The sequence below is a fragment of the Streptomyces sp. ActVer genome, from assembly GCF_027270795.1.
Classification (GTDB): domain Bacteria; phylum Actinomycetota; class Actinomycetes; order Streptomycetales; family Streptomycetaceae; genus Streptomyces; species Streptomyces umbrinus_A.
Genome location: NZ_JAPWHT010000343.1, coordinates 1 through 11,258 on the forward strand (window position 1 = coordinate 1; position 11,258 = coordinate 11,258).

Genomic DNA, 11,258 nt, shown 5'->3' on the forward strand with positions numbered 1-11,258 from the left:
GACGTGCAGACCACCCTCGGCCTGTCCAACATCTCCTTCGGCCTCAACCCGGCCGCGCGCGTCCTGCTCAACTCCGTCTTCCTCGACGAGTGCGTAAAAGCGGGCCTCGACTCGGCGATCGTCCACGCGTCGAAGATCCTGCCGATCGCCCGCTTCGACGACGAGCAGGTCAACACGGCCCTCGACCTGATCTACGACCGGCGCGCGGAGGGCTACGACCCGCTGCAGAAGCTGATGGCGCTGTTCGAGGGCGCCACCACCAAGTCCCTGAAGGCCGGCCGGGCCGAGGAACTGGCCGCGCTGCCCCTGGACGAGCGGCTCAAGCGACGCATCATCGACGGCGAGAAGAACGGGCTGGAGGCCGACCTCGACGAGGCACTCCAGACCCGCCCGGCCCTCGACATCGTCAACGAGACGCTGCTGGACGGCATGAAGGTCGTCGGTGAGCTGTTCGGTTCCGGCCAGATGCAGCTGCCGTTCGTGCTCCAGTCGGCGGAGGTCATGAAGACCGCCGTGGCCCACTTGGAGCCGCACATGGAGAAGACCGACGACGAGGGCAAGGGCACGATCGTGCTGGCCACCGTCCGCGGCGACGTCCACGACATCGGCAAGAACCTCGTCGACATCATCCTGTCCAACAACGGCTACACCGTCGTCAACCTCGGCATCAAGCAGCCCGTCTCCGCGATCCTGGAGGCCGCCGAGGAGCACCGCGCCGACGTCATCGGCATGTCAGGACTGCTCGTCAAGTCCACGGTGATCATGAAGGAGAACCTGGAGGAGCTCAACCAGCGCAAGCTGGCCGCCGACTACCCCGTGATCCTCGGCGGCGCGGCCCTCACCAGGGCGTACGTCGAGCAGGACCTGCACGAGATCTACGAGGGCGAAGTCCGCTACGCCCGCGACGCGTTCGAGGGCCTGCGCCTGATGGACGCGCTGATCGCGGTCAAGCGCGGCGTCCCCGGCGCGAGCCTGCCCGAGCTGAAGCAGCGCCGGGTCAGGGCCACCGCCCAGACGGTCGTCGAGGAGCGCCCCGAGGAGGGCTCGGTCCGCTCCGACGTGTCCGTCGACAACCCGGTCCCCGAGCCGCCGTTCTGGGGCACCCGCGTCATCAAGGGCATCCAGCTCAAGGAGTACGCCTCCTGGCTCGACGAGGGCGCGCTGTTCAAGGGCCAGTGGGGCCTCAAGCAGGCGCGTACGGGCGACGGGCCGACGTACGAGGAGCTGGTGGAGACCGAGGGCCGGCCGCGGCTGCGCGGGCTCCTGGACCAGCTGCAGACCGGGAACCTGCTGGAGGCGGCCGTCGTCTACGGCTACTTCCCGTGCGTGTCCAAGGACGACGACCTGATCCTCCTGGACGAGCAGGGCAACGAGCGCACCCGCTTCACCTTCCCGCGCCAGCGCCGCGGCCGCCGGCTGTGCCTCGCCGACTTCTTCCGGCCGGAGGAGTCCGGTGAGACGGACGTCGTCGGGCTCCAGGTCGTCACCGTCGGCTCCCGGATCGGCGAGGAGACGGCCAAGCTCTTCGAGGCGAACGCCTACCGCGACTACCTCGAACTGCACGGTCTGTCCGTGCAGTTGGCCGAGGCCCTCGCCGAGTACTGGCACGCGCGCGTGCGTTCCGAACTCGGCTTCGCGGGGGAGGACCCGGCCGACGTCGAGGACATGTTCGCGCTCAAGTACCGCGGCGCCCGCTTCTCCCTCGGCTACGGCGCCTGCCCGGACCTGGAGGACCGCGCCAAGATCGCCGAGCTCCTGCAGCCCGAGCGGATCGGCGTCCAGCTCTCCGAGGAGTTCCAGCTCCACCCGGAACAGTCCACGGACGCGATCGTGATCCACCACCCGGAGGCGAAGTACTTCAACGCCAGGTGAGGGCGGGTTCCCCGCGCCTAGTGGGGGCGCCCCTTCAACGGGGGGCGCCTTTTGAGGGGCGCGGGGCTGTGACATTTTGCGGCTCCGCCGCGTGGGCGCGAGCAGCCACAACGCACCCGCACCCGGCCAAACACCCCCAGCCTCCCGCAGGGGACACCGCACCCACCCTTGCCAGGAGGCACTTCCACCGACGGCGACGTACACTGGTCGGTCCAGTGCAGGCCGGTTCCCCAGGAGGGAACCGGCCTTCTCGTCCCTACACGGAGGTGCGCCTATGACCAGTACGGTCCCCGCACTAGGTACCCATACGGCCGAAGGCTCCGCGCTCCAAGCCGTACTCCTCGACATGGACGGCACCCTGGTCGACACCGAGGGCTTCTGGTGGGACGCCGAGGTCGAGGTCTTCGCCCGCCTGGGCCACACCCTCGACGACTCCTGGCGCCACGTGGTGGTCGGCGGCCCCATGACCCGCAGCGCGGGCTTCCTCATCGAGGCCACCGGCGCGGACGTCACCCTCGCCGAGCTCATGGTGCTGCTGAACGACGGGTTCGAGGACCGGATCGGCCGCGCCCTGCCGCTGATGCCGGGCGCCGCGAGGCTCCTCGCCGAGCTGTCCGCGCACAGGATCCCCACGGCCCTGGTCTCCGCCTCGCACCGGCGCATCATCGACCGCGTCGTGACCTCGCTCGGCCCCCAGAACTTCGCCCTGACGATCGCGGGCGACGAGGTCGAGCGCACCAAGCCGTTCCCCGACCCGTACCTGCTGGCGGCCGCCGGCCTGGGCGCGGATCCGGCCAGATGCGCGGTCGTCGAGGACACGGCGACAGGCGTCGCCGCGGCCGAGGCTGCGGGCTGCCACGTGGTCGCCGTACCGTCGGTGGCGCCCATCGCTCCGGCGTTCCGGCGCACCGTTGTTCCGTCCCTCGAACAGGTCGACCTGTCTTTTCTACGAGGTCTGATGACGGAAAAGCGCTAATCCTTCACCCAGGGTGAATGATTGAATGCCGGAAAAACTACGTGGTCATGGCACCGGAGTAATTCGATCCTCTTCCGCGTGTCCGGGTGGCCGAATTCGAGCGCTCCCCCACGTAGTTGAGGATGTGACGTTCGACACGCTGCAGGCCGTCGACAAGCTGCCTCGGCTGTGTCCTGGAAGCCCTTTCGGTGCGGTTCGGCGCGTCCTTGTGTCCTGATTCATGGAACGCTGCACCAATCCTTCCGCTGTCGGGTTTTCGGTGCGTCCACAGCCGGTTTCGCAGCGTGATGGGGTCTCAACTCCAGTACCTGCGAACGGTCCTGCTGGTGCGGACTAATCTCATCGAGACATCGCCGTAACCCCCGTGACCCCACCGCCACACCCCGGCCTGCCGGGTTAGCGGGACGACAGCTCTGGAGAACTTCGAGCATGAACCGTAAGACTTTGGTGCTGCCGGCCGTGATCGGTCTGCTCGCCCCGGTCCTCGCCGCGTGCGGCGGTTCCGACAGCGGGGACAACGGCGGCGACGCCATCGTCGTCGGCACTACCGACCGGTTCACCGCCTCGAAGGAGGACCCGGCGCCGCTCGACCCGGCCTCCGCGTACGACGTGGGCACCTGGAACATCCTTCGCCAGACCGTCCAGACGCTGATGGTCATGCCCAACGGCGGCGGCGACCCGGCTCCGGAGGCCGCCGAGGAGTGCGGCTTCACCGACTCGGGCAACGAGCGGTACGCCTGCACCCTGCGCAAGGACCTCAAGTTCTCGAACGGCGACCCGATCACCGCCGAGGACGTGAAGTTCTCCATCGACCGCGCGATGCAGATCAAGGCGGACAGCGGTGTCTTCGCCCTGCTGTCCACCGTCGACACCGTGGAGACCAAGGGCGACCGAGAGGTGATCTTCCACCTCAACAGCGCGGACGCCACCTTCCCGTTCAAGCTGTCCACGCCGGTCGCGGGCATCGTCAACCCGGACGACTACGACAAGAACAAGCTGCGGAACGGCTTCGACGTGAGCGCCTCCGGGGCGTACACGCTCAAGGCCGAGGTCAAGGACGACCAGATCGTCAGTGCCGTCTTCACCAAGAACCCCAACTACCAGGGGACTTCTGAGCTGAAGAACGACAAGGTCGAGCTGCGCTCCTTCGAGAGCGCCGACTCCATGGGCACCGCGCTCGACAAGGGCGACATCGACATGATGACCCGCACCATGTCGCCCGCGCAGATCAAGAAGCTCCAGAACGACAAGGGCACGGACGTCGACCTGATCGAGCAGCCCGGTCTGGAGATCCGCTACCTCGGCTTCAACACCAACGACCCGTCGGTGAAGACCAAGGCCGTCCGCCAGGCGATGGCCCAGGTCATCAACCGCGGCGAACTCACCTCGCAGGTGTACGGCTCCGGCGCCGACCCGCTGTACTCCATGGTCCCGGCCACCGTCACCGGCCACGCCAACTCGTTCTTCAACAAGTACGGCGACCCGAGCATCCCCAAGGCCAAGGACCTGCTGGCCGCGGCGAACATCACCACGCCGGTGAAGCTGACGCTGCAGTACACGGACGACCACTACGGACCGGCCACCAAGGAGGAGTTCGAGCTGCTGCAGAAGCAGCTGAACGACAGCGGCCTGTTCAAGGTGAGCATCAAGGGCGAGAACTGGTCGACGTTCCGTCCGAACGAGCAGAAGGGCGACTACGAGGTCTACGGCATGGGCTGGTTCCCGGACTTCCCCGACGCCGACAACTACCTCGCGCCGTTCCTCGACAAGGACAACACCATCGGCTCGCCGTACGCGAACCCGGAGATCCGCTCCAAGCTGATCCCCGAGTCCCGCCGCGAGGCCGACCGCCTCACCGCCTCGAAGAGCATCGAGGAGATCCAGAGCATCGTCGCCGACGACGTCCCGGTTCTGCCTCTGTGGCAGGGCAAGCAGTACATCGCCACGCGGGACGACATCACCGGCGCCGAGTACGCGCTCAACTCCTCCGCGACGCTTCAGCTGTGGGAGCTCGGCCGCGGAGTCGGCGGCTGAGCCCGAGGCGACGGCGCACGACCGGACCGGGTGGCTGAGCCGGAAGCGACGGCGACAGACCGGTACCAAGAGAAATCAATGACAAGGCACACGCTCGTGAACACGCGCACCAAGTGGCCGGTCCTGCCCGTCGTGGCGGGACTGTCCGCAGGCCTGCTGACGGGATGCGGCTCGGAGTCGGGCGGTTCCGGGGGCAGCGGCTCGGACGTCGTCATGGGGATGACGGACGACGTCCTGGCCACGGATCCCGCCTCCGGCTACGACCCCGGCTCCTGGCTCCTCTTCAACAACGTCTTCCAGTCCCTGCTCAGCTTCCCCAAGGGCGGCACCGAGCCGGAGCCGGAGGCCGCCAGGGAGTGCGGGTTCACGGACACGCAGGCCAAGGTCTACCGGTGCACGCTGCGCGACGGGCTGAAGTTCAGCAACGGTGACGAGCTCACCTCGCGGGACGTCAAGTTCTCCTTCGACCGCATGATGAAGATCGACGACGACGCCGGGCCCGCGATCATGTTCCCCATGCTGGACAAGGTGGAGGCGCCGAACGCCAAGACGGTCGTCTTCCGGCTCAAGGTCTCCGACGCCACCTTCCCGAGCAAGATCGCCTCCGGTGCCGGTTCGATCGTCAACCGCCGGGAGTACTCGGCGGACGGGCTGCGCGAGGACGGCAAGGCCGTCGGCTCGGGCCCGTACAAGCTGGAGTCGTTCAGCAAGGACGAGGCCGTCTTCACGGTCAACGAGAACTACAAGGGCAACGCCGAGACGCAGAACGACGGCGTGACCCTCAAGCTGTTCCACGGCGACCAGGCCGGCCTGAAGAAGGCCATCCTCGACGGCAGGGTCGACGTCGCCTACCGAGGTCTCGCCGCCAAGGACATCGCGGAGATCGAGGCGGACACCACCGGCAGCCAGGAGATCGACGTCGTCGAGGGCTCCAGCGCCGAGGTCCAGCACCTGGTCTTCAACATGAAGGACCCGGTGGCGGGCCAGGCGGGCGTCCGCAAGGCCATCGCCCATCTGCTCGACCGCGACGCCCTCATCAAAGAGGTCTACGAGAACACGGCGACCCCGCTGTACTCGATCATCCCGGCCGGTATCACGGGCCACAACACGGCCTTCTTCGACACCTACGGCGCCCGCCCCTCGCGCGCCAAGGCCGAGGCCGCGCTGCTCGAGGACGGCATCACCGACAAGGTGAAGCTGACCCTCTGGTCGACGCCGACCCGCTACGGCCCTTCCACGGACCAGGAGTTCAAGGCGATCGCCAAGCAGCTCAACGCGAGCGGCCTGTTCGACGCGACCGTGAAGTCCGTCGCGTACGACAAGTACGAGAAGGACGTCGAGGCGGGCAAGTACGGCGTGTACGTGAAGGGCTGGGTGCCGGACTACCCGGACCCGGACAACTTCACGGCCCCGTTCTTCGGCGACGGCAACGTGCTGGGCAACAGCTACACGAACAGCACGGTCACCGGGCGGCTCATCCCCGAGACGGCCGCCCAGAGCGACCGCGCCTCGACGGAGCCGCAGTACGGCGAGCTCCAGGACATCGTCGCCGACCAGATCCCGATCATCCCGGTCTGGCAGGCCAAGCAGTACGCGGTCGTCCGCGACAACGTGTACGGCCTGGAGAACTGCCTCGACGCCTCGACGGTGTTCCGCTTCTGGGAGATCAGCAAGGACTGAGCCCGTCCGCGCACCACCCCCGCGCATACGCAGAACGGCCGCCCCCTTTCGAAGGGGGCGGCCGTTCTGCTGTCAGAGCTGTCAGAGCTGTCAGAGCTGTTGGCGGTCCGTGGCGGGTGCGCTCACTGCGCGCCGGGGCGCACCAGACCGCTCTCGTACGCGTACACCGCGGCCTGCACGCGGTCGCGCAGCCCCAGCTTGGTGAGGACGTGGCCCACGTGCGTCTTGACCGTCGTCTCGCTGACGAACAGGTCGGCGGCGATCTCCGCGTTCGACAGGCCGCGGGCCACCAGCTTCAGCACCTCGACCTCGCGCTCGGTGAGCGTGTGCAGGGTGTCGGGCACCGGCTCGTCGCCCGAGGGCAGATGGCTCGCGTACTTGTCGAGGAGCCGACGGGTGATGCTGGGCGCGAGCATGGCCTCACCGGAGGCCACCACCCGGATCGCCTGCACCAGTTCGTTGGCGGGGGCGTCCTTGAGGAGGAAGCCGCTGGCGCCGGCGCGCAGTGCCTCCACCACGTACTCGTCGAGGTCGAAGGTCGTCAGGACCAGCACCTTCGCCGGACCGTCCCGGCCGGGGCCGGTGATCTGACGGGTCGCCTCGACCCCGTCCATCCGCGGCATACGGATGTCCATCAGAACCACATCGGGCTGCAGGGCCCGAACCTGATCCAGTGCCTGGAGACCGTCACCGGCCTCGCCGACGACCGCGATGTCCTGCTCGGCCTCCAGGATCATCCGGAAGCCGGTGCGCAGCAGCGGCTGGTCGTCGACCAATAGGACGCGGATGGCCACGTAAGTCTCCTTCGTTAGTCCGGCCCCATTCTGCCCTGCTCGGCACCGCCGGACTCGGGCGCCCTCACAGGCAGCGGATACGGCGGGGGAGTGCCGCCGAACTCCGGACACACGGACTGGTGGTCGCACCAGCCGCACAGCTTCGTGGGGCGCGGCCGCCAGTCACCGGTCTCGGTGGCCAGCCGGATCGCCTCCCACAGCGCGTGCAGCTTCCGCTCGACGCGCTCCAGGTCGGCGGGGACCGGGTCGTACGTCAGGACGTCACCACTGCCCAGATAGACGAGCTGGAGGCGGCGCGGGACGACCTGCTTCAGCCGCCAGACCACGAGGGCGTAGAACTTCATCTGGAACAGGGCGCCCTCCGCGTACTCCGGGCGCGGGGCCTTGCCCGTCTTGTAGTCGACGATCCGCACGTCTCCGGACGGGGCCACGTCGACGCGGTCGATGATGCCGCGCAGCTTCAGGCCCGAGTCCAGCTGGGCCTCCACGAACAGCTCGCGCTCGGCCGGTTCGAGACGGGTCGGGTCCTCCAGGGTGAACCAGCGCTCCACCAGTTGCTCCGCCTCGGTCAGCCAGCGGGCCAGCCGCTCGCCCGCCGCCTTCTCGTCGGCGTCCGCGAACAGCTCGGCGAGCTCCGGCTTCGCCTCGCGCAGCCGGTCCCACTGACCGGGGATCAGCGACTTGGCGCGCGGGGCGGTCCGCTCGGTGGCCGGGGCGTCGAAGAGCCGCTCCAGCACCGCGTGCACCAGCGTGCCCCGCGTGGCCGCCTCGCTCGGCTTCTCCGGCAGCTTGTCGATCACCCGGAAGCGGTACAGCAACGGACACTGCATGAAGTCACCGGCCCGCGAGGGCGACAACGAGGCCGGCGGCACCGCGACGCGAGCGGGCTCGGCGACCACGACCGGGTCGGCCGCGGACGGGGCTTGGACCGGCACGTCCGCGGGCTCGGCCGAGGTGCCCGTCGGCTCGGGTTGCGGGCCCGCATGAGTCGTGCCGTCGGCGCTGGTTTCCATGACGACAGACCTTACGGCCCGCCACTGACAGTGCGACACACGGTGACCTGCGCGCGCACGCCACACAGTGGGAAACAGAGGGGGTGCCGGGGCCGAACGCGACACGACGGCCGCATACCATCGACCACAGGACCTCTCGCCGTGCATGATCGCGAGCGGGAGACGCGTCGAACGAGGGGACATCGTGGACGAGAGCGGCGGGAGCGGGCAGCCGCGATCCGGCACGGACGAGGCGGACGAGCGCCGTACGGGTCGGCCGCGCCCCGGCGATCCGGCCACCTCGACGGCCCGGCCGCACTCCGACGAGGAGCCGCACGACACCGACGCCCAGGCGAAACCCGAACCGGAGGCAGACACGGCAGCGGCAGCGGGGCACCCGGACCAGAGCCCGGGAACCCCTGAGGACCCGAAGGACCCGGCGGACGACCAGGCCGCTGGAGCCGCCGGACCCGCCGGATCTGGAGAGGAGCGGGCGGACGCGCCGCCGGCCGACCTGCGGAAGGCGCCCACCTCGCCGTCCGCGCCGGACCCGCGCTCCGACGACCACACGCCCGCACACCCTCACGACGTCCACCGCACCGAGGCACACACCCCGCCCACCAAGCCCAAGTCCGGGCGGAAACGGGGCGCTTCGTCCCGGCGAGGCAAGGAACCGGGCGGCGGCCTGCTCATGGGACGCCCCTTCGGCGTCCCCGTGTACGTGGCGCCGAGCTGGTTCCTCGTCGCCGCGCTCATCACCTGGGTCTTCGGCGGCCAGCTCGACCGCGTCCTGCCCGAACTCGGCATGACCCGCTACCTCGTCTCGCTCTTCTTCGCGGTCGCCTTCTACGCCTCCGTACTCGTCCACGAGCTGGCCCACACGGTCGCCGCCCTGCGCTTCGGACTGCCGGTGCGCCGCATCCAGCTGCAGTTCTTCGGCGGTGTCTCGGAGATCGAGAAGGAGTCCGAGACCCCCGGCCGCGAGTTCGTCCTCGCCTTCGTCGGCCCCCTGCTCTCGCTGATCCTCGGCGGCCTCTTCTACCTCGCCCTCCAGGCCGTGGAACCGGGCACCGTCCCGGGCGTCCTGCTGGCCGGCCTGATGATCTCGAACCTGATCGTCGCCGCGTTCAACCTGCTCCCCGGCCTGCCCCTCGACGGCGGCCGGATGCTCCGGGCCGTCGTCTGGAAGATCACCGGCAAGCCGATGAGCGGCACGATCGCCGCCGCCTGGGTCGGCCGCGCCCTCGCGATCTCCGTACTCATCGGACTGCCCCTGCTCACCCAGTCCGGGGCGCTCGGGACCGACGCCGCGGACATCGGCGGCATGGACACCGTCATGGACGCCCTGCTCGCCGCGATCCTGGCCGCGATCATCTGGACCGGCGCCGGGAACAGCCTGCGCATGGCCCGCCTGCGCGAACACCTGCCCGAGCTGAGGGCCCGCGCCCTCACCCGCCGCGCGGTGCCCGTGGAGACCAACACCCCGCTCTCGGAGGCGCTGCGCCGGGCCAACGACGCGGGCGCCCGCGCCCTGGTCGTCGTCGACCCCGACGGCGAACCTCTCTCCCTGGTCCGCGAGGCCGCCATCGTCGGAGTACCGGAACACCGCCGCCCCTGGGTCGCCGTCAGCGGCCTCGCCCAGGACCTGACGGACGGCATGCGGGTCTCCGCCGAACTGGCCGGCGAGGACCTCCTCGACGCCCTGCGCGCGGCCCCCGCGACCGAGTACCTGGTGGTGGAGGACTCCGGCGAGATCTACGGAGTCCTCTCGGCGGCGGACGTGGAGAAGGCGTTCGTGAAGGCAATGGCCCGCCCCAGCTGAAGCCCCGTAAGGGGCGCGGGGAACTGCGCGCCCAGCCACAACGCACCCGCAGACTCCGCACGCACCCCTAGCGGTCAGAGCGCTCCGCAGGGACCGGTAGGCTGTTCACATGTCCGAACCGACCGGTGCCGCCCGCCGACGTGGGCCCTTCAAGGTCGGGGACCAGGTTCAGCTGACCGACCCCAAGGGCCGCCACTACACGTTCACGCTCGAAGCGGGGAAGAACTTCCACACCCACAAGGGTTCCTTCCCGCACGACGAGCTGATCGGCTCTCCCGAGGGCAGCGTTGTCCGCACCACGGGGAACGTGGCCTATCTGGCACTGCGCCCCCTGCTCCCCGACTACGTCCTGTCCATGCCCCGCGGCGCCGCCGTGGTCTACCCCAAGGACGCGGGGCAGATCCTGGCCTTCGCCGACATCTTCCCCGGCGCACGCGTCGTGGAAGCGGGCGTGGGCTCCGGCTCGCTCAGCAGTTTCCTGCTGCGCGCCATCGGCGACCAGGGCATGCTGCACTCCTACGAGCGCCGCGAGGACTTCGCCGAGATCGCCCAGCAGAACGTGGAGCGCTACTTCGGCGGCCCGCACCCCGCCTGGCAGCTCACCGTCGGCGACCTCCAGGACAACCTCAGCGACACCGAGGTCGACCGCGTCATCCTCGACATGCTGGCCCCTTGGGAGTGCCTGGAGGCCGTCTCCAAGGCCCTCGTCCCCGGCGGCATCGTCTGCTGCTACGTGGCGACCACCACGCAGCTCGCCCGGACCGTCGAGTCCATCCGCGAGATCGGTTGCTTCAACGAGCCGAGCGCCTGGGAGTCGATGGTCCGCAACTGGCACATCGAGGGCCTGGCCGTCCGCCCCGACCACCGGATGATCGGGCACACCGGCTTCCTGCTCACCGCGCGCCGCCTCGCGGACGGTGTCGAGCCGCCCATGCGCCGCCGCCGTCCCGCAAAGGGCGCGTACGGCGAGGACTACTCCGGTCCGAACGCCGACGGTGGCGCCGGCCGCTGACCGACGAAGGCCCGGCCGCGGTGGCGGCCCGGTGCCGCGTACAACGCTCAAGCGTCGTGGCCGGGTTCCCGGGGGC

General features: G+C 69.4%; 8 protein-coding genes. 6 read left to right on the forward strand and 2 right to left on the reverse strand.

The window, feature by feature from the left end:
- The 4 genes from O3Q52_RS38350 to O3Q52_RS38365 all read left to right on the forward strand — a co-directional run.
- A partial coding sequence (locus O3Q52_RS38350; protein ID WP_269653213.1) for a vitamin B12 dependent-methionine synthase activation domain-containing protein occupies positions 1 to 1,872 on the forward strand: 1,872 nt, incomplete at its 5' end.
- Between the two features lie 274 nt (positions 1,873 to 2,146).
- On the forward strand, positions 2,147 to 2,848 hold the full coding sequence (locus tag O3Q52_RS38355; RefSeq protein ID WP_269653214.1) for an HAD family phosphatase: 702 nt from the start codon (positions 2,147 to 2,149) through the stop codon (positions 2,846 to 2,848).
- Positions 2,849 to 3,277: 429 nt separating this feature from the next.
- Positions 3,278 to 4,882 (forward strand): ABC transporter substrate-binding protein, encoded by a 1,605-nt coding sequence (locus tag O3Q52_RS38360; protein WP_269653215.1) that lies wholly within the window; start codon positions 3,278 to 3,280, stop codon positions 4,880 to 4,882.
- Positions 4,883 to 4,978: 96 nt separating this feature from the next.
- Entirely contained in the window at positions 4,979 to 6,562 is a 1,584-nt protein-coding gene (locus O3Q52_RS38365) for an ABC transporter substrate-binding protein (RefSeq protein WP_269653217.1), read from the forward strand.
- A gap of 122 nt (positions 6,563 to 6,684) precedes the next feature.
- Here the strand turns inward: O3Q52_RS38365 and O3Q52_RS38370 are convergent, their stop codons facing one another.
- Together O3Q52_RS38370 and O3Q52_RS38375 are read right to left on the reverse strand one after the other, a co-directional pair.
- Positions 6,685 to 7,356 (reverse strand): response regulator transcription factor, encoded by a 672-nt coding sequence (locus O3Q52_RS38370; protein ID WP_055613352.1) that lies wholly within the window; start codon positions 7,354 to 7,356, stop codon positions 6,685 to 6,687.
- A gap of 14 nt (positions 7,357 to 7,370) precedes the next feature.
- The gene (locus O3Q52_RS38375; protein ID WP_269653216.1) at positions 7,371 to 8,369 is read right to left on the reverse strand and encodes a RecB family exonuclease; all 999 of its coding nucleotides are present in this window, start codon (positions 8,367 to 8,369) and stop codon (positions 7,371 to 7,373) included.
- 184 nt (positions 8,370 to 8,553) lie between these two features.
- On the opposite strand from O3Q52_RS38375, the gene O3Q52_RS38380 reads away from it, so the two are divergent.
- A complete protein-coding gene (locus O3Q52_RS38380; protein ID WP_269653218.1) occupies positions 8,554 to 10,170 on the forward strand; it encodes a site-2 protease family protein in 1,617 nt (538 codons plus the stop codon).
- 109 nt (positions 10,171 to 10,279) lie between these two features.
- The gene (locus O3Q52_RS38385) at positions 10,280 to 11,182 is read left to right on the forward strand and encodes a tRNA (adenine-N1)-methyltransferase (RefSeq protein ID WP_266741512.1); all 903 of its coding nucleotides are present in this window, start codon (positions 10,280 to 10,282) and stop codon (positions 11,180 to 11,182) included.
- The last annotated feature ends 76 nt before the right edge of the window (positions 11,183 to 11,258 follow it).

Excerpts from the sequence above, each read along its gene's own strand:
- O3Q52_RS38355 (WP_269653214.1), top strand. The coding sequence starts at position 2,147 with ATGACCAGTACGGTCCCCGCACTAGGTACCCATACGGCCGAAGGCTCC.
- O3Q52_RS38360 (WP_269653215.1), top strand. The coding sequence starts at position 3,278 with ATGAACCGTAAGACTTTGGTGCTGCCGGCCGTGATCGGTCTGCTCGCC.
- O3Q52_RS38375 (WP_269653216.1), bottom strand. The coding sequence starts at position 8,369 with ATGGAAACCAGCGCCGACGGCACGACTCATGCGGGCCCGCAACCCGAG.
- O3Q52_RS38385 (WP_266741512.1), top strand. The coding sequence starts at position 10,280 with ATGTCCGAACCGACCGGTGCCGCCCGCCGACGTGGGCCCTTCAAGGTC.